General features: G+C 69.6%; 15 protein-coding genes. 12 read left to right on the top strand and 3 right to left on the bottom strand.

The window, feature by feature from the left end; all coding sequences use genetic code 11:
- Positions 1–2: 2 nt before the first annotated feature.
- On the top strand, positions 3–920 hold the full coding sequence (locus ACF1DX_RS35475) for a LysR family transcriptional regulator (RefSeq protein ID WP_391795268.1): 918 nt from the start codon (positions 3–5) through the stop codon (positions 918–920).
- A gap of 26 nt (positions 921–946) precedes the next feature.
- On the opposite strand, the gene ACF1DX_RS35470 is transcribed toward ACF1DX_RS35475, so the two are convergent.
- The 3 genes from ACF1DX_RS35470 to ACF1DX_RS35460 form a co-directional block, all read right to left on the bottom strand.
- A complete protein-coding gene (locus ACF1DX_RS35470) occupies positions 947–1,135 on the bottom strand; it encodes a hypothetical protein (protein ID WP_391795267.1) in 189 nt (62 codons plus the stop codon).
- Positions 1,136–1,304: 169 nt separating this feature from the next.
- Positions 1,305–2,594 carry an MFS transporter gene (locus tag ACF1DX_RS35465; RefSeq protein ID WP_391795266.1) on the bottom strand — a complete coding sequence of 430 codons (1,290 nt, stop codon included), beginning with the start codon at positions 2,592–2,594 and terminating at the stop codon, positions 1,305–1,307.
- A gap of 153 nt (positions 2,595–2,747) precedes the next feature.
- Entirely contained in the window at positions 2,748–3,389 is a 642-nt protein-coding gene (locus tag ACF1DX_RS35460) for a TetR/AcrR family transcriptional regulator (protein ID WP_391795265.1), read from the bottom strand.
- A 93-nt stretch (positions 3,390–3,482) separates the two neighbouring features.
- Here ACF1DX_RS35460 and ACF1DX_RS35455 point away from each other — a divergent pair, with 93 nt between their 5' ends.
- The 11 genes from ACF1DX_RS35455 (at position 3,483) to ACF1DX_RS35405 (ending at position 17,721) form a co-directional block, all read left to right on the top strand.
- Positions 3,483–6,563: an alpha-mannosidase gene (locus ACF1DX_RS35455; protein WP_391795264.1), complete on the top strand. Its 3,081-nt coding sequence runs from the start codon at positions 3,483–3,485 to the stop codon at positions 6,561–6,563.
- 906 nt (positions 6,564–7,469) lie between these two features.
- Positions 7,470–8,201, top strand: coding sequence for an SDR family NAD(P)-dependent oxidoreductase (locus tag ACF1DX_RS35450; protein WP_391795263.1), 732 nt, complete (start codon positions 7,470–7,472; stop codon positions 8,199–8,201).
- A gap of 86 nt (positions 8,202–8,287) precedes the next feature.
- Positions 8,288–9,166, top strand: a complete 879-nt coding sequence (locus ACF1DX_RS35445) for a helix-turn-helix domain-containing protein (protein WP_391795262.1) — start codon at positions 8,288–8,290, stop codon at positions 9,164–9,166.
- Positions 9,163–10,062 carry an aldo/keto reductase gene (locus ACF1DX_RS35440; RefSeq protein WP_391795261.1) on the top strand — a complete coding sequence of 300 codons (900 nt, stop codon included), beginning with the start codon at positions 9,163–9,165 and terminating at the stop codon, positions 10,060–10,062. Before ACF1DX_RS35445 ends, ACF1DX_RS35440 begins: the two co-directional genes overlap by 4 nt.
- A gap of 219 nt (positions 10,063–10,281) precedes the next feature.
- A complete protein-coding gene (locus ACF1DX_RS35435) occupies positions 10,282–11,055 on the top strand; it encodes an alpha/beta fold hydrolase (protein ID WP_391795260.1) in 774 nt (257 codons plus the stop codon).
- Positions 11,056–11,100: 45 nt separating this feature from the next.
- Positions 11,101–11,421 carry an EthD family reductase gene (locus ACF1DX_RS35430; protein WP_391795259.1) on the top strand — a complete coding sequence of 107 codons (321 nt, stop codon included), beginning with the start codon at positions 11,101–11,103 and terminating at the stop codon, positions 11,419–11,421.
- A 180-nt stretch (positions 11,422–11,601) separates the two neighbouring features.
- Positions 11,602–12,258, top strand: coding sequence for a TetR/AcrR family transcriptional regulator (locus ACF1DX_RS35425; RefSeq protein WP_391795258.1), 657 nt, complete (start codon positions 11,602–11,604; stop codon positions 12,256–12,258).
- Positions 12,255–13,742, top strand: coding sequence for an MFS transporter (locus ACF1DX_RS35420; protein WP_391795257.1), 1,488 nt, complete (start codon positions 12,255–12,257; stop codon positions 13,740–13,742). Before ACF1DX_RS35425 ends, ACF1DX_RS35420 begins: the two co-directional genes overlap by 4 nt.
- A gap of 911 nt (positions 13,743–14,653) precedes the next feature.
- On the top strand, positions 14,654–15,214 hold the full coding sequence (locus tag ACF1DX_RS35415; RefSeq protein WP_391795256.1) for a hypothetical protein: 561 nt from the start codon (positions 14,654–14,656) through the stop codon (positions 15,212–15,214).
- A 3-nt stretch (positions 15,215–15,217) separates the two neighbouring features.
- Positions 15,218–16,657: a dihydrolipoyl dehydrogenase family protein gene (locus ACF1DX_RS35410; protein ID WP_391795255.1), complete on the top strand. Its 1,440-nt coding sequence runs from the start codon at positions 15,218–15,220 to the stop codon at positions 16,655–16,657.
- A 167-nt stretch (positions 16,658–16,824) separates the two neighbouring features.
- A complete protein-coding gene (locus ACF1DX_RS35405; protein WP_391795254.1) occupies positions 16,825–17,721 on the top strand; it encodes an alpha/beta fold hydrolase in 897 nt (298 codons plus the stop codon).
- Positions 17,722–17,765 lie beyond the last annotated feature (44 nt).

Below are 17,765 nucleotides of genomic sequence, written 5' to 3'. Positions count from 1 at the left end.
ACATGCCTCCCTCCTCCACCGCGGCGATCACCCTCAACCAGTTGCGCGCCTTCCTCACCTCCGCACGGCTGGGCACGTTCTCCGCCGCGGCGGCCGAGCTGCGCACGACCCAGCCCTCGGTGTCGGAACTGATCAAACGCATGGAGGAGTACTACCGGGTGCCCCTGTTCACCCGCGGTCCGCGCCGACTGGTCCTGACAGCCGCGGGTGAGGAACTCCTGCCCTATGCCCAGCAGGCGATCGAGGCGGCCGACGGCGCCGACCGCGCTCTGCGCTCCCTGACCTCCCTCGACGGCGGCGTCGCCACCTTCGGGCTGCTGCGCAACGCCAACTACTACTTCCTGTCCGAACTGCTGGAGACCTTCCACGCCCGTCACCCCAAGGTGCGGCTGCGGATCGTCGGCCTGAACTCCGTCGAGGTCGCCGAAGCCGTCAGCGCCGGGGACCTGGAAGCCGGGCTCGTCGTCCTGCCCATCGACGCCGACGGCCTCGACGTCACCCCCCTCATGCGTGACGAGGTCGTCTACACCTCCGCCGACCCCGGCCGCACCGCACGGCCCGTCACCATGACCGACATCGCGAAGGCGAACCTCATCCTCTACGACGCCCACTACGGCTGGCGGGACCCCACCCGCCGCCAACTGGCCGAACGCGCCCAGGTGGAGGGCGTCACCCTGTCCGCGGCCATCGAGGTCGAGCACGTCGAATCCGCGCTGCACATCGTGGCCCGGGGAGCCGGCGACACGATCGTCTCCCGCGCGGTCGCCCGCAGCCGCGCCTTCCCCGACACCCTCCATACCGTCGGCTTCGCGGAGCCCCTCTACGACACGATCGCGGTGGTCCGCAGACAGGGTTCGGTGCTGTCACCGGCGACGCGGGAGATCACCCGCTTGGCACGGCGGATGTTGCTGGCGCACTGATTCCGAGCCCGAGGCGACGACTCTCGTCACCGGTTCGGCACCGCGCGGAACGCGTCCCGCACGGCGGACGTCGACGTGGACACGCACCGATCGCCCGGGCCCAGGTCGTAGGTGTGGTACTCGTCGCGCAGCGCCCGCGGGCAATCGCTGCCGCCGATCCGGACGGAGCGCTGGTCGACCGGCCGGCGTCCCTCGGCGACCCCGTGCCGGCCCACGACGGCGGGGTGCGCGCGGAGGCGTTCGCGCCGGACGGCCGCACGCCGGCCTCCGGCGGGGAGGACGACGCGCGGCTGTGGGACGCCACCCGGACCGCGCAGCGGAGCCGGTGCCCTCGGAATACGGTCCGGAGCCTGGACGCCGGGACAGGGCAGGTCCAAGCGGCGGTCAGCGTACCTTCCGTACACGTGTGACGCTGAACGCTCCGAGGAGTCCGAACAGGGCTCCGCCCAGGAACAGGCCCGGGTAGCCGAATGCGCCGATGATGCCGGGGGCCGCGACGGGGATGATCGACTGGGGCAGCGACTGGGCCAGGTTGGCGACGCCGAGGTCCTTGCCGGCGGTTTCCTCGTTCGGCAGCACGTCGGCGAGGAGGGCGAGTTCGACGGCGAAGAAGGCTCCCGTTCCCGCGCCCAGGATGAGCTGCCCGAGCAGCAGCAGGGGTATCGACGTGGACACGGCGATGAGGGCGAGGCCGGCGGTCGCTATCAGCGACGAGGTGATGACGAACGGCTTGCGGCGACCGACCTTGTCGGAGAGCCAGCCGAGCACCGGGGTGACGAGGAGCAGGCCGACCGCGTTGGCGAGCACGGCCTGGAAGACCATGGTCGGTGCTTCGGCGTCGCTCACGTCGAGGTTCTCGATGAGGAAGTACGTGAGGTAGCTGGTGGCGGTGAACTGCGTCGTGTTGAGGAAGAACCGCGTCAGCCACGCCCATCCCAGGTCGGGATACCGGCGCGGATTGAAGACGAAGGAGCCGAACAGAGCCCTCACATCGAGTCGTTCGGCCGGGCGTTCGGTCCGGATGCGGTCCTTGACCGGGGCGACCGCGCCGAGCATGAGGACGACGCCGAAGAGGCTCGGGACGAGGACCTGCAAGGTTCCGATCGGGAAGAGCTGCACCAGGAACGTCGCACCGACGCCTCCGACGTTCTGGGCGAGGCTGATGAAGGACGCGACACGTCCGCGACGGCGGGGTGCGACCTGGTCGGGCAGCATCGCTATGAGAGCGGCGAGGGCGAAGTTGAGACCGACCTGGGCGACGCTCCATCCGATCAGGACGAACAGCACGTCCGGCGCGTACGCGATGATGGCGATGCCGGCGTAGCCGATGAGGGCCCCGGCGAGGATCCACGGCTTCCGCATGCCGTGGCGGCTCATGGTCCGGTCGGACAGGCGCCCGGCCAGCGGGTTGGTGATGAACGAGAAGAAGGCGCCCACGCCGAGGACGAGCCCGAGGTTTCCTGCCGAGCCGGCGAGATCGAGCTCGCGCAGCCGAAGGGCGATCGTGACCGCCAGGGGCGGCACGAGGGCGATCGACCAGCCGAGGAGCGCGAGCGGTATCGCGACGGCGGCGTACTTGGACGGTTGGTCCCCGGTTTCGAGTGCGGGAGCGTCCGCTACCGGCTGTCTCCGGCCGGTACCGACAGTGACGGGTGTGCCGATTGATTCGTCCACATCAAGGTCCTCTGAACTGAGGTAGACGCGGAAGGTGCGTCAACGTGGGCGAACCGTAACACCGAATTGTTCCGGTTGGAACTTTTCCTTTGCGGGTGCGTGCGGTGAGCTTCCGGTGGGAGGGAGTGCCGTGCGGACGGGGTCCGCGGGCGGTCAGGTTCCGTGCGGAGCCTCGGTGGCCGCCGGTGCCAGGAGCTGCTCCAGCAGGGCCATGCCGGCCGACATGTCCGCCTCGGTGTCGAGGAGCGTCTGCGTGGAGAGGCCGTCCATCGCCGCGACCAGAAGGGAGGCCGCGGTGTCGAGGGGGATGTCGCTGCGTACGGTTCCTTGTTCCCGGGCGGACTGCAGGACGAGCCGGGCCTCCTGCCGGACCGACCGGTAGCGGTCGCGGAAGAACTCGCGTGAGCGTCCGTGCCCCGGTTCGAGTGCGCGTGCGACCATGCTGTGCCGCAGGGCCATGAGCCCCGGCGTCTTGAGCACGTAGTTGGCGGACATGGCGGCGAATCCCGGCGCGGTGCCGCTGTCGTGGGCCGCGGCCAGCGCCTGGCGGTCCTTCTCCCGCAGCACCTCCAGGAAGAGCTCTTCGCGCGTCTCGAAGTAGCGCCGGAGTGCGGCATGGCTGACTCCGATGGCCTCACCGATCGCCCGCAGCGACGTGCCCTCGAACCCGAGGTCGGCGAAGACCTCGACCGTGCGGTCGAGGATCTGCTGGCGGCGGAGGATCCCCTTCGGGTAGCGCCCGCGGGACCCCTGGCCCGACACCGGCGATGCCTTGCCCTCGGCGTTCTTCGTCATCTCGGCGGCCCCTCCGCGGCTCGGCGTGCAACCGCCCCAACCCTAGCGAAACAAAAAGTTCCACTCGGAGCTTTTTGCTGTTACCGTGCGGACATGTTTGACGACGACACCCAGGCGCAGCTCCGCATCGGCAATGTGGTCAGCTCCCGGCTGGCCCCGCACCTCTACCGTCGGACCTCGCCGCTGACGGTGACGGCGTGGGAAGTACCCGACGAACCCGTCCCCTTCAGTGAGGCCGTCGCCCAGACCTTCGAGCCGTTCTCGGTCGGGCAGCGGTGGAGCAAGCCCTGGGGCACGACCTGGTTCCACGTCACCGGAGAGGTGCCCGCGGACTGGGGACGTGACGGCACGACCGTCCAGATGCTCGTGGACCTCGGCTTCAGCGGTCTGCTGCCGGCCTTCCAGGCCGAAGGCATGGTCTACCGCCCCGACGGCTCGATCGTGAAGGGCATCGAACCCTTCAACCACGTGGTCGACATCGACCCGGTCCGCGGCACGGGGATCGACTTCTATGTCGAAGCCGCGTCCAACCCCAACCTGCTCGAGCACTTCTTCGTGACGACCCTGGCTTCGGCGGCCGGGGGCGCGCCGCTGCCCTCGGGATTCGCCGCGCCCACCCGGTCCCGCACGGTCCACCTCGGGGACAAGGCCACGGCGGGCACCGACCCGATCTACACGCTGCGCCAACTCGCCCTGGTCGAACGCGACCCGGCCGTGGACTCGCTGCTCCAGGACGTCTCCGTGCTCATGGGGCTGATGGGTCAGCTCGACCCCGCCTCCCCGCGCAGAGCGGCGATCCGCCACGCCCTTGAGCGGATGTGCGACGCCCTCGACCCCGACGACGTCAGCAACACGACCGCGGCGGCCGCCCGCGAACTGAACGGGGTCCTCGACTCACCCGCCCACTCGAGTGCGCACGCGATCGTGGCGGTGGGGCACGCACACCTGGACTCGGCCTGGCTGTGGCCGACCCGGGAGACGGTCCGCAAGGCGGCACGCACCTTCTCGAACGTGCTGACCCTGATGGACGCCGATCCCGGCTTCGTCTTCGCCGCCACCAGCGCCCAGCAGTTCGCCTGGGTGAAGCAGTTCTACCCGGAGCTGTTCGAGCGCATCCGGGCCCGGGTCCACGAAGGACGGTTCATCCCGGTCGGCGGCATGTGGGTCGAGAGCGACACCAACATGCCCGGCGGCGAAGCCCTCGTACGCCAATTCCTGTACGGCCAGAACTTCTTCCTCCGGGAGTTCGGCGTCCTGTCCCGCGAGACGTGGCTGCCGGACTCGTTCGGTTTCACCGCGGCGCTGCCGCAGATCGCGCGCGGTGCCGGCACGGACAGCTTCCTGACGCAGAAGCTCTCGTGGAACGACACCAACCGGATGCCGCACCACACCTTCCTCTGGGAGGGGATCGACGGCACCCGGATCTTCACCCACTTCCCGCCGAACGACACCTACGGTTCGGACCTCAGCGCGGGTGACCTGGCGAAGGCACAACGGCAGTACTCGGAACAGGGCGCCGCGAACACGTCCCTCACCCTCTTCGGCTGGTCCGACGGCGGCGGTGGCCCCACCCCCGAGATGCTGGCCGCGGCCCACCGCAACCGCGACCTCGAAGGCGCCCCCCGCGTCACGCTCGGCTCACCGACGCAGTTCTTCGACGAGGCGAAGCGGACGCTGGCCGATCCCGCCGTCTGGTACGGCGAGATGTACCTGGAGACGCATCGCGGCACCTACACGAGCCAGGCCAAGACGAAGCAGGGCAACCGGCGCAGTGAGCACCTCCTGCGCGAGGCCGAACTGTGGAGCGCGACCGCCGCGGTGAAGGGGCTCATCGACTACCCGTACGACGAACTCGAGTCGATCTGGCAGACGGTCCTGCTGCAGCAGTTCCACGACATCCTCCCCGGATCCGCCATCGCCTGGGTGCACGACGAGGCCGAGGAGCTCTACCAGGACGTGGCGGTCCGCCTGGAGGCTCTCATCGACACCGCCCAGCGTGCCCTGGCCGGCCGCGGCGATGCCCGGGTCGTCTTCAACGCCGCGCCGGTGGCTGCCGGTCCCAGCCCGGCCCTGGGCGCCGTGATCGTGGACTCCGCCCCGGACGACCCCGCGGTCCCTCCGGTCCGGGCCGACGCCGGGTACGTGTTGCAGAACGGGCAGGTCACCGCTCGCTTCGACGGCAACGGCCGCTTGACCTCGTTCGTCGACCGGGCAACCGGCCGGGACCTCGTCGCCCCGGGGGAGGCGGCGTCCGTCCTGCAGATCTTCCGCGACATCCCCAACATGTTCGAGGCCTGGGACATCGACCGCGCCTATCAACGGTCGATGACCGAGCTGCGCACCCCGGACGCCGTCGAGATCGTCGACCGCACGCTCGTGGTGAGTCACACCTACGGAAAGTCGTCGATCGTCCAGCGGTACCGGCTGGCGGAGAGCGACAGCGAGCTGCAGATCGAGACGGTCGTCGACTGGCACGAACAGGAGAAGCTCCTCAAGCTCGCCTTCCCGCTGGACCTCCGCGCCGACGAGGCGGCCTCGGAGATCCAGTTCGGCCATGTCCGGCGCCCCACCTTCGTCAACACCTCCTGGGACCACGCCCGGTTCGAGACGGTCGCGCATCGGTGGGTGCACGTGGCGGAGGGCGACTTCGGAGCCGTGGTCGCCAACACCTCCACCTACGGCCACGACATCACCCGCACCGTCCGTGAGGACGGCGGAACCACGACGCTGGTGCGTGAGTCCCTGCTCCGCGCACCGAAGTACCCCGACCCCGAAGCCGACCAAGGCGTCCACGTCCTGCGCACCGTCCTCGGTGTGGCCGGCGGCGTCGTCGACGCCGCGTCCGCCGGTTACCGTACGAATCTGCCGGCGCGAGCCGTGACCGGTGCCCGCCAGGGCGTGGAGCCCGTGGTGACGGTCTCCGCGGCGTCCGTCTTCGTGGAAGCGGTCAAACTCGCCGAAGACCGTTCCGGCGACGTGATCATCCGTTTCTACGAGGCGTCCGGAGCGCGTGCCCGTACGACGATCCAGCTCGACTTCGACTTCGAGGCGGCTTGGCTGACCGATCTGCTCGAACGCGCGGTTGACCAGCGGAAGTGGAGTCCGGAAGGAGCCATCGAACTCGATCTGCGCCCCTTCGAGATCGCCACGCTGCGCGTCAGCAGGGGCCGCTAGGCCGTCGCTGAGGCCCTGGGCGGACTGGGCGGATCTCCGTCTCGGCCGGGCGGGGCGGATCACCGGAAGGGAGGGACCTGCGGGGGGGGGGCTGGACCGGGGCGCCCGGGGCGCTCCGGCCCGACCTGCTCAGGGACGGTGCGGACCCTGGCAGTCTCCTCGGGGACAGGCTGTGCGATGAGGTGGATGGTCTGGTGCCATTCCGGTGCTGGATGGCTCGCCGGTGACCTGCCCTCGGCGTTCGACAAGGCTGCGAGCACGGGACAGCGGTGGTGGCCGGGCCCCACGCGGCTGGGCGCGGTAGCCCGGTGAGGGACGTGCCGCACGCCCTGCAGGCTCTGTGCCCGATCGGCTCGAGGGCGATCTCCTGATCGAGACTGGCGTGCGGGGCCGCCGGCCTCACCCGAGCTCTACCCGTATCCGAATGGGCCGACATCACCACGCTGCCAGGGCTTCCCATGGCATCTGCCGGCCGGAACCCGACGGCAGACGGCCGGAAGGACCGGGCGCGCAGATACGGAACCTGGCGCAGCTCCTCCGGCTGAGCGCGCTCGGCCGACCACCGTGGTCGTTCCCGATGCGGCCGTCGCCGACATGTGTCACGACCTGGCCGCGGTACCGGTCCGGGACGCCCGCCTGTGACGGTGGTGATCGGCTGGCCGCCGCACAGCCGCATGCGCGCAGTCGCCGGCCTGGTCGGTGTGGTCACGGATCGTCTCGATCTCCCCGGGTGGGGGTACCGCTCCCTCCCACGCGGGCCGGAACACTCCTACCGTCGACCTCATGACCAGTCATTCTCACGACCTGGACGCGGTACACACACGCCCACCGTTCCCGGTGACCGAGGCCGCGGCCCCGGGTCCGGCCTCGGCCAGTGGCCGTCCCCTCTCCGACACCGTCGCTCTCGTGACCGGAGCCAGTAGCGGAATCGGCGAGGGCACCGCGCTCACCCTCGCCGCGCTCGGCGCACGTGTGACCGTCGTGGCCCGTCGCGCGGACCGGCTCGACGCACTCGTCGAGAAGATCGAAAGCGCCGGTGGCCAGGCCTTGGCCGTGGATGCCGACATCACCGACGAAGAGCAGGCCCGCGCCGCCGTCGCCCGCGCCGTCGACACGTACGGCCGCCTCGACACCGTGGTGGCCAACGCGGGCGTCATGATCCTCGGACCGATCACGGGCGCGGACACCGCCGACTGGCGCCGCATGATCGAACTCAACACCCTCGGGCTCATGTACACGGCCCACGCGGCCGCTCCCCACCTGCTCGAAGCGGCGGCCGACGGTCCCCGCGGAGTCAGCGACATCGTCCTGGTCAGCAGCACCGCGGGGCGGATGGTCCGCGGCGGGGGTGGTGCCTACAACGCGAGCAAGTACGCGGTGACCGCCTTCGGCGAGGCCTTCCGCAAGGAGGTCACACAGCGCCACCTGCGGGTCTCGCTCGTCGAGCCCGGCGCGGTGGAGACCGAGCTGCCCCTCCAGAACCGTCCCGACGTCCGGGACCGGATGTACCAGCGCTACACCGCGATGGAATGCCTGCGTCCCACGGACGTGGCGGACACCATCGCCTTCATCGTCACCAGGCCGCGCCACGTCGCGGTGAACGAGATCCTGGTCCGGCCGACGGAGCAGCAGGAATGACGGGCGCGAGGACGCAGCCCCGGCTCGGCCAGAGTGGGTGCACCGCACCCACGCCCCGGGAGCCGGTCCGGATTACTGTCGTCAGGGTGGACAGCGAGAACAAGCTCGGTGAGTACCTGCGAGCCCGTCGAGCACTGATCCTGCCGCAGGACGTCGGTCTGCCCGACGACGGTCCCCGACGGGTGCCGGGCCTCCGGCGCGACGAGGTGGCCCTGCTCGCCGGAGTGAGCACGGACTACTACATCCGGCTGGAGCAGGGCCGGGAACGGCATCCCTCCGACCAGGTGCTGCGGTCGATCGCCGGCGCCCTGCGACTGGACGACGACGCCGCCGTGCATCTGTTCCGGCTCGGCCTGCCGGTGTTCGGGGCGCGGGCGGCCGCTTCGCCGACCGCCGCCCCGGAGCTGGTCCGGCTGATGGACGGCATGCCGGACGTGCCGGCCTTCCTGGTCGGCGCGGCGCAGGACATCCTGGGCGCGAACGCGATGGCGCGCGAGCTCTACGGCGGGTTCGCCCGGTACGACAACCTGCTGCGCATGATCTTCCTGGACCCGTACGCGAAGTCCTTCTACGGTGACTGGGACGCCGCGTCGCGTCTCGCGGTGAGCAATCTGCGGGCGTCGTCCTCACAATTCCCCGCGGACGAGCGCATCGAGCGGGTCGTCGGTGAACTGACCTTGCACAGCCCGGCGTTCTCGAACCTCTGGGCTCGTTACGAGGTGCGTCCGCGGACCCGCGAGAAGAAGCACTTCGTGCACCCGCGCGCAGGGGAACTGCGGCTGCACTTCGAGACCTTCGCGGTCACGAGCGCCCCCGGACAGCATCTGTCCGTCTACAGCGCCGAACCCGGCAGCGCCAGTCACGACGGTCTGGTCCTCCTGCGCAGTCTGGCCGAGCAGGCGGCCACCGATCCGGAGGACGCCGGCGAGGACACAACTCCGGAGAAGGGTGACACCCGATCATGAACACCTCCCTCGCCGACAGCGTGGGCACCTACGAGATCGCCGGGAAGAAGATCGCTCGCCTGGGCTTCGGTGCCATGCGGCTGACCGGACTCGGCATCTGGGGCGAGCCCGAGGACCGCGCCGAGTGCGTGCGTGTCGTCCGGCGTGCCGTCGAACTCGGCGTGCAGCTCATCGACACCGCCAACTCGTACGGGCCCTACATCAGCGAGGAGATCATCCGGGAGGCCGTCCATCCTTATCCGGACGATGTACTGATCGCGACCAAGGCGGGCCTCACGCGCAACGGCCCGGACGTCATCAGGCGGGGAAACGAGCTGGTGCGCCTCGCGTCCAAGGCCTGGCCGCCGGTCGGCCGCCCGGAGTACCTCCGCCAGGAGGCGCTGATGAGTCTGCGGCGGCTCGGCCTCGACCAGATCGACCTGTTCCAGCTCCACCGTGTGGACCCCAAGGTCCCGCTGGAGGAACAGGTCGGCGAGTTGAAGAACCTCCAGGACGAAGGCAAGATCGTCGCGATCGGACTGTCGCAGGTCACGGTCGACCAGATCGAGCAGGCGCGACGGATCGCGGACATCTCCACGGTTCAGAACCGGTACAACCTCGCCGACCGCAGCTCCGCCGACGTCCTGGACCACTGCACCCGGCACGGCATCGGGTTCATCCCCTGGGCGCCCGTCGACGCGGGCCAGTTGGCACGCCCCGGGGGGCCGGTCGACCACATCGCCGCGGCACACCGCTCCACCCCGTCCAATGTGGCGCTCTCCTGGCTGCTGCACCGCTCCGACGTCGTCCTGCCCATTCCCGGCACGTCCAAGGTCGCCCACCTGGAAGAGAACCTGGCCGCCTCCCGACTGCGCCTCAGCGAAGCGGAACTGGCGGAACTCGACGCGGCCGTATAGCCGGCGCCCGACCGGAGCTCTGCGGCCGGGGCCCGGTCGGCGGCAGGCACGGACGCGCCCGGTCGAGGCGGTCCGACTGCGAAGTGCTGCCGCCCGCACCCCGTCCGAGGGACCGTCGTGCGGAGCGCAACAGGACGATCTCCGGCTCCACGCGAGCCCTCTTTCCGCATCGACCGACTGGCCGGTGCCATCCACTGTGTCCGAGAGAACCAGACAACCGTGATACTCCCGTTCGACGAAGCCGGCCTGGGCCGGCCGATCGTCCTGCTGCACGCCCGGCCCACCGACCGCACCATGTGGCGGGCACACCTGCGCCCGCTCGCCGATGCCGGTGTCCGGGCCATCGCCGTGGACCTGCCCGGCCATGGCGACGCCGCTTCGGTTCTGCGCGACGAGACGACTCCCTGGACCGATGTGCTGGACACCCTCGACCACCTCGGTGTCGACCGTTTCGTCCTCGCCGGGAACTCGCTCGGTGCCCTGGTGGCGCTTCAGATCGCCGTCACGGAGCCCCAGCGCGTTCAGGGCCTGGTGTCCATCGGCTACCGACCGCACGACCTGCCGCCCTCCTCCCGTCTGCGGACCGCGTGGGACAGGGAGCGGGCCGCGCTGGAGGCCGGGGACATCGACGCCGCCGTGCGGGCCGGTGTCGAGGCGTGGACGTCGCCGAAGGCATCGGACGACGTCCGCGCGCAGGCGGCCGTCATGATGCGCAACCAACTGGTCGCGCGCGTCGCCTACGGCGAACCGAGAGTGGCGGCGGATCCGTTGGGCAAGGACGCGGACGCCTTGCGCGCCCTGACCGTCCCGACGCTGGTCGGCGTCGGTGAACTCGACATGCCCGACTTCTTCGAAGGCGGAGCCGGCCTGAGCGACGAGCTCGGCGCCGGTGAGGTCGCCGTCCTCCCGGACGCCGGACACCTCGCCCCGCTGGAACAGCCCGAGGCCTTCCGTGCCTTGTTGCTCGAGTTCGTGGGCCGCCTGCCCGCCTAGTCAGCTCCCGGCCGGTGGATGCGCCGGCCGTTCCGAAAAGAAGTGATGAGAGAGGAACCCGTGGAAACCGTCTACGTGACCTACAGGTCGAACGGTGAGAACTTCCGATTCGATCATGACTACTTCGAGTCCGTGCACATGCCGATGGTGCGCAAGGCATGGGAGAAGTACGGCCTGGTGTCGAGCACCGCTGTCTATCCGAAGGGTGAGGGGGACATCGTGGTCGTCGCGGTGAACGAATTCCGCGACCAGCGGGCCGCCATCGCGGCGTTCGGCTCGCCGGAGACCGAGGAGGTGATGAACGACATCGTTCGTTACACCGACCTCACCCCCTCCCGGCTCCGGGGTGTCTCCTTCACGTACTGAGGTTGCAAGTATCACGCCGACACCGCCGCTTTGCGGCGGTGTCGGTTCCTCATTTGGCACATCTGATGCCCAACTACACGTTTTGTGAAGGGACTTGACGCTCCATCATCCCAAGCTCCGCGCTCGTCCGATCGGTGTTCGCCCGTTGACTCCTATTTTTAGATCGAGTAGTCTTCAATTATGGACACACCCCATGAGACTGTGCGACGCGGCAGGGGGCGGCCCCGCAAGTTCGAGCGGGAACCAGCGCTGGAGATCGCCGTGCGTGTCTTCTGGCAGCGGGGTTATGAGGCGACCGGCGTCGCGGAACTGCGTGAGGCGATGGGCGGCATGCCGTCGGCGAGCTTTTACCAGCTGTTCGGCAGCAAGGCCGAGTTGTTCGCCGAAGCGATCGCGCACTACCGCGCGACCTACGGGCGCGCGCTGGACCCGCTGACCGACGAGACGCTGGATCCGAAGGAGGCCGTCAGACAGACCCTGAGCCGGTCGATCGCGATGCAGACCGACAAGGAACACCCGCTGGGCTGCATGATGGTGCTGGCCGCCCCGATCTCGGACTCCGACGACCCGGTCTACCGGATGGTGGCCGAGCGTCGCGACATCACCCGCTCCCGCGTCCTGGACAGGGCCCGGCAGGCGATCGCGGAAGGCGTGCTGCCGCCGGGGACGGACGCGGAAGCCATGGCCGGTCTCGTCTACGGGTTCCTCATGGGCATCTCCACTCAGGCACGCGACGGCGTGCCCGCCGAAACGATGCAACGTTCCGCCGACGCTCTGCTGGCCCTCTGGGGAGAGCGGGCCGGGACGATGGTTGCCGACAACAGGGCCAAGCGATGACTTCGACATCAAGTACGTCCGCCCGGACATGGGTGGGCGTCCTCACACTGCTGGCCGGCACGCTGCTGCCGCCACTCGACTTCTTCATCGTCAACCTCGCCATCCCCTCGATTCAGGACGACCTCGGTGGCGGCGACATCCTGGGCCAGCAGATCGTGGCCAGTTACGCCGCCACCTACGCCGTGATGCTCACGCTCGGTGGCCGTCTCGGCGATCTGTACGGGCGGCGACGGGTCTTTCTCATCGGCCTCGTCGGGTTCGCCCTCGCCTCGCTGCTGTGCGGAGCGGCCGGCGAACCCTGGCTCCTTGTCGTCGGGCGCGTCCTGCAGGGCCTGACCGCCGCGCTGATGGCGCCGCAGTCGCTGGCCCTCATCCGCGCGAGCCTCGACGGCCGGGACCAGACGATCGCCCTCGGCTTCCACGGCGCGACCTTCGGACTCGCCGCGGTCATCGGCCAGTCGCTGGGCGGGCTCCTCGTCACCGCCGACATCTGGGGCCTGGGCTGGCGGTCGATCTTCTTCATCAACCTGCCCGTCGCCGCCCTGGGCCTGCTGGGCAGCCTGTTCCTGCACGACCCGCACACCCGGGGCGCGGACAAACTCGACTGGGTCGGCGCCGTCCTGCTCTTCACCGGTCTCGCCGGAATCGTGATCCCGCTGCTCGAGGGACAGGCCCTGGGCTGGCCCTGGTGGTGCTTCGTCCTGTTCGTCGTCGCGGCCGGCGTGCTGCACGGGTTCTGGCGGTATGAGTCCGCCTTCGACGGCAACCGGTCGCGCGGCCGACACGTCATGCCTCTGGTGCCGCCCCGGGCCGTCACCGCACCCGGCGTTCGGATCTCCCTGGTGGCGGTCGCCCTGTTCTACTCGATCGCCGCGTTCTTCCTCATCTTCTCCGAGCACGAGCAGGCCGTCGGCCGCACCCCGCTCGAGGCGAGCCTGGACATCCTGCCGCTGGGCATCGGCTTCCTGATCGGGCCGCTGACCGTGCCGCACCTCATGCGGATCATGCCGCGCCGGATCGCCGCTCTCGGCCTGTGCCTGGAGACCATCGGCTTCCTCGCCTTCGCCGGACTCGTCGCCGCGTTCGACCAGACACCGTGGGCCGCCGCACCCCTGGCGCTCATCGGCTTCGGTCAAGGGCTCGCCCTGCCGTCCCTGATCCGCATCACGGTGACTCACATTCCGCGCGCGTTCGCCGGTCTGGCCAGCGGTCTGGTCAGCGCGACCCTCCAGATCAGCGCCGCCCTGTCGGTCGCGATCATCGGCGGCATCTTCTACGCGGCAGCCGACACGTACGGGTCGACCGAAGCCATCACCGCGGTGTCGATCCTCATCGCCGTGCTCCTGTTCGTCTCGTCCCTCCTGTCGCTGCGGGCTGAACGCGTCCTCTCCCTGGAGACCCCCTCGAAGATCGTCGGCGCACACGATCCCGAGACACCTGAGACCCAGGAAGGAAAGGCACTTTCCCAGGTGCGAGAGCAGTAGAGGCGGTCTCGCCATGGGTGAGACGCCGGCCGAATCAGAGCCTGCCCGAGACGATCAGACGTCGAGGACGACACCGCGGCCACGTCCCGGTGAATGATTCACAGGCGTACGTGATCGTCGGCACCGACCCGTGGGCCGGCCGTCCGGAGGGAGGCCGTGCTCTCGAAGCGGTTGAACACCACGTCCCGCAGCCGAAGCCGCTGGGACCGTGCCCCGAAGTCGGCGGCCACAGGAAGGGCTCGGTCGCGAGGGCTTGGAGCGGCGCGAACGCCTTCGGTGACTTCGCACGCGAGCGGCAGACCCGGATGGGCGGGGCCTTCGCGCCGGCACCCTTCAGCCCGGCGACCGGTTTCGTCGCCCCTCGGCACGCTGGTGACGAGGGGCGAATCGAGGCCATCGTGACGACCTTTCACGGGCCGGCAGGAGGAGTCCGTCCACGTGCCGCGCAGAGGGAGGGGACCCGATCGCGAAAACGAAGATCGCTTCCCGGTCCCCAGGCCCTGCCAGGGGCCGTTGTGGCTCCGAGCAGGAGGAAGGCGCCGGTGGTGACGGCGGTGCGCCACAGGGAACGGAGTCTCATGACGCGTCCTGCCTCTCGGAGATGGTGGCTGTGACGTTCGAGCGGACCGGTTTCCGGATGGGCGCCGTCGCAGTGCCTACCACCGGGGAATGTGAGGTAACGAACGTTCTATCTGCAACTGTCGCAGACGTTCTCCCGTGCGGTCAATGGAGGATGTTCCGTCTTGCCGGGAGGGTGTGTCGTCGATGGGTAGAACGTTCGGTATTGACAAGTCGCGCCACTCCTGCCAGCCTTGATGGACAGAACGTTCAGTCTCTCTGGGGCGGGGCCAGCCCGACCGGAGAGCGACTTCCGAACTACGCCCTTCCTCGTTTCCCACCAAAGGATCGCCGTGACCACCCTCGCTGCTCCGCCAACCACCACCGGAACAGCCTCCGCCCTGCGCAGGCTGTACTTCGTCCGGTTCGGGTTCGCCATCGCCTGGGCCCTGGTGATGTTCACCATGGCCAAGGAGATCAGCCCGGTCGCGGCCGTGCTGCTGGTCGTGTATCCGCTGTTCGACGTGGGCGCGGCCATCGTCGACGCGAACGCCACCAGCGAGACCCGGTCACCGGTCCTGCTCTACGTCAACATGGCGGTCAGCCTCATCGCCGCCGTCGGCGTGGCCATCGCCGCCACGTCCGGCATTCCCGCGGTGCTGCGGGTGTGGGGAGCCTGGGCGATCGTGTCCGGACTGGTCCAGCTGATCGTGGCGGTTCCCCGTCGCAAGTTGGGTGGCCAGTGGGCGATGATCCTCAGCGGCGGCATCTCGGTGCTGGCCGGCGGCTCGTTCGTCGCGTCCGCCGGTGCGGACAACCCCACGCTCGCCGGCGCGATCGGCTATGCCGTCCCGGGCGGCATCTTCTTCCTCATCTCGGCCCTGCGCCTGGGCCGCACGGCCAAGGAGGCCTGACCCATGAGCAACCACACCTACGACGTCATCGTCATCGGCGCCGGTCCTGTCGGAGAGAACGTCGCCGACCGGGTCGTGCAGGGCGGGCTGACGGCCGCCATCGTGGAGCGGGAACTGGTCGGTGGTGAGTGCTCCTACTGGGCCTGCATGCCGACCAAGGCGTTGTTGCGCAGCACGGCCGCGCTGCGCGCGGCCCGGCGGCTGCCGGGATCGCGGGAGGCGGTCTCCGGTGACCTCGACGTCGCGGCGGTGCTGCGTCGTCGTGACTCCTTCGCCTCGGACTGGAAGGACGACGGGCAGGTGTCCTGGCTCGACTCGGTCGGGATCACCCTGTACCGCGGGCAGGGGCGGCTCAGCGCCGACCGGGTCGTGGAAGTCACCGACGAGTCCGGTACCGCGACCGAGCTGACCGCACGTCACGCGGTCGTGGTGGCGACCGGCAGCTCCGCGCTGCTCCCGGACATCCCCGGTCTGCTCGAGTCGAAGCCGTGGAGCAGCCGGGAGGCCGCTGCCGCGCGTACGATTCCCCGCCGGCTCGCCGTCATCGGCGGCGGCGTCGTGGCCTCGGAGATGGCGACGGCGTTCACCGCGCTGGGCGCTTCCGTGACCATGCTGGCCCGCGACGGTGTCCTGCCGCTCGCGGAGCCGTTCGTCGGAGAACGGGTCACCAAGTCATTGCGGGAAGCCGGAGTCACGGTGCTTCTCGGCGCAGAGGCCGGAGCCGTGAAGCGGGACGGCGACGGCACCGTGCACCTCACGCTCACCAACGGCGAGGACATCGAAGCCGACGAGGTCCTCGTCGCGATCGGCCGTACCCCGAACACCCAGGACCTCGGGCTCGAGGCCGTAGGACTGACACCCGGAGCCTGGCTCACGGTGGACGACACCCTGCGGGTCGTGGGAACCGACAAGGCGCCGCTCGACGGCGGGTGGCTCTACGCCGCCGGCGACGTCAACCGACGTGTTCTGCTGACTCATCAAGGCAAGTACCAGGCCCGCGCCGTGGGCGACGTCATCGTGGCGCGCGCCGAGGGAGAAGCGGTCGACGACAGTCCGTGGGGCCGCCACGCCTCCACGGCGGACGAGCGCGCCGTGCCGCAGGTGGTCTTCACCGAGCCGGAGATCGCGTCGGTGGGCCTGACCGCCGCCGCTGCAGAGGCCGCAGGTCTCCGGACCCGCGTGGTCGACTACGACCTGGGTGCCGTCGCCGGATCGGCACTGCACGCCGACGGGTACGAGGGACACGCCCGCATGGTCGTCGACGAGGACCGCAAGGTGATCGTCGGCTTCACGCTCGTCGGGCCGGACGTCGCCGAACTGCTGCATGCCGCGACGATCGCGGTGGTCGGAGAGATCCCCATCGACCGACTGTGGCATGCCGTTCCGGCGTACCCCACGGTGAGCGAAGTATGGCTGCGGCTGCTGGAAGCGTACGGACGCTGATCGCGCCCCTCGTCCCGAGGCGGCTGCCGAGGGAGAAGAGGACACGAGGGAGGCAGGAGCGGCGTCCGTAGCCGGCGATTGCTCGCGCATCGGCCGGCAGCGCGCCACGGCGCACGACGCGTTCTTGCCCGACCTCATGACGTACCGGACGGGCCACAGAACATCTGATGAACAGGATTGAGTCGATGGGGTTGCAGTCGATGTACCTGCAAGACGGCCGTGTGCTCGAGTTCGCCGTCCGGGGGCCCGAGCACGGACCGGTCGTTCTGTTTCACCACGGCATGCCGGGCTCGGCGATTCCCATGGACTCGATCCTCGACTCGGTCACTGACAGGGGATACCGCGTCGTCACCTACTCCCGGGCCGGATATGGCCTGTCCACTCCGCTCCCTGGACGTACGCTCCTCGGCACTGCCGAGGACTGCCGCATGCTGATGGACCACCTGCAGGTCGATGGGTACCTGGTGGTGGGGTGGTCCGCGGGCGGTCCGCACGCGCTGGCCTCCGCGGTGGCGGACGCGCGGGGTGTATCCGGAGTGCTGCTCATCGCCTCGTTCGCACCACACGATGCCGAAGGTCTCGACTTCGTCGAAGGCATGGGGGCGCAGAACATCGTGCAGTTCGGCAGCGAATCCCAGGGAGAGCGTGAGCAGCGTGTGGTCGTATCGCGCATGGCCGCGCTCGTCCGGGACGCCCCGGCGGATCTCGCCTCCGGGGTCGCCAGCCTGCTGCCCGCGCCGGATGTCGCCGAGGTCACCGGTGCCTACGGCGCGGACAGTGCCGTGCACCTGAATCACGGTCTCGCCGCCGGTGACGAGGGGTGGTTGCAGGACCTGCAGGCACTGACCGGACCATGGGGCTTCGCCCCGGGGCACGTGACCGCCGCTCCCGTCGAGCTGTGGCACGGAGACCTCGATCGGATGGTGCCGGTCGCACACGGCCGGTGGCTGGCCGGACGTCTGCCGACCGCCCGTGCCCACTTCGAGAGCGGACACGGCCACCTCTCGATCGCCGTCGGAAGCCTCGGCGACAAGCTCGACCGGCTCAGGTCGAGGACGTCCTGACCACACACGACTCGACGGTGATGAGTCACGCGGTCGCGACAAGT

Source organism: Streptomyces sp. NPDC014676, assembly GCF_043084105.1.
Lineage (GTDB): Bacteria > Actinomycetota > Actinomycetes > Streptomycetales > Streptomycetaceae > Streptomyces.
The sequence above is the reverse complement of the archived record's forward strand: the minus strand, read 5'-3'. Positions and strand labels throughout refer to the sequence as shown.

Bases quoted from the DNA above. Each gene is read 5' to 3' on its own strand.
- ACF1DX_RS35430 (WP_391795259.1), top strand. From the start codon at position 11,101: ATGAGAGAGGAACCCGTGGAAACCGTCTACGTGACCTACAGGTCGAAC.
- ACF1DX_RS35420 (WP_391795257.1), top strand. From the start codon at position 12,255: ATGACTTCGACATCAAGTACGTCCGCCCGGACATGGGTGGGCGTCCTC.
- ACF1DX_RS35405 (WP_391795254.1), top strand. From the start codon at position 16,825: ATGAACAGGATTGAGTCGATGGGGTTGCAGTCGATGTACCTGCAAGAC.
- ACF1DX_RS35475 (WP_391795268.1), top strand. From the start codon at position 3: ATGCCTCCCTCCTCCACCGCGGCGATCACCCTCAACCAGTTGCGCGCC.
- ACF1DX_RS35425 (WP_391795258.1), top strand. From the start codon at position 11,602: ATGGACACACCCCATGAGACTGTGCGACGCGGCAGGGGGCGGCCCCGC.
- ACF1DX_RS35455 (WP_391795264.1), top strand. From the start codon at position 3,483: ATGTTTGACGACGACACCCAGGCGCAGCTCCGCATCGGCAATGTGGTC.
- ACF1DX_RS35440 (WP_391795261.1), top strand. From the start codon at position 9,163: ATGAACACCTCCCTCGCCGACAGCGTGGGCACCTACGAGATCGCCGGG.
- ACF1DX_RS35410 (WP_391795255.1), top strand. From the start codon at position 15,218: ATGAGCAACCACACCTACGACGTCATCGTCATCGGCGCCGGTCCTGTC.
- ACF1DX_RS35460 (WP_391795265.1), bottom strand. From the start codon at position 3,389: ATGACGAAGAACGCCGAGGGCAAGGCATCGCCGGTGTCGGGCCAGGGG.